At 69.3% G+C, this 456-nt stretch carries 1 protein-coding gene; it reads right to left on the bottom strand.

The window, feature by feature from the left end; all coding sequences use genetic code 11:
* Nucleotides 1-456, bottom strand: a 456-nt coding sequence (locus D7V97_RS43685; protein ID WP_120616316.1) for a LysE/ArgO family amino acid transporter, incomplete at both ends; no start/stop codon positions are given.

Consider the following 456-nt stretch of genomic DNA (forward strand, 5'->3'; position numbering starts at 1 on the left):
GGCCCTGCGCGGTCAGCCACAGGCAGCTGGCCGTGACCACGCCCGCAGCGAAGGCCATGCGGGCATTGCCGAAGTTCTCGGCGATGGAGCCGATCACCATCATGTCCAGCCAGAAGTGCGGGTTGATCAGCGAGAAGCCGACCGCGGCCATCAGCACCGCGCGACGGCTGCCGTCGTCGCTGTCGGCCTCGCCCATGCCACCGCCGCCGGCGATCGCACGGCGTGCCGACTTCATCGCATACCAGGCCAGGAACGCGACACCGGTCCACAGCACGGCGGTGGTCAGCCACGGCAGCGCTGAAGTGAGCGTGCGCAGGCCGGCCACGCTGGCAAAGATGAAGATGGCATCGATGGCCGCGCAGGTGGCGACCACCGGCACGATGTGCTTGCGCAGGATGCCCTGGCGCAGAATGAAGGCGCTCTGGGCCCCGACCACGGCGAACAGGCCGATGCCGG

Origin of the sequence: Corallococcus sp. CA053C (genome assembly GCF_003611675.1) — a bacterium.
In the GTDB taxonomy this organism is placed as follows: domain Bacteria; phylum Myxococcota; class Myxococcia; order Myxococcales; family Myxococcaceae; genus Corallococcus.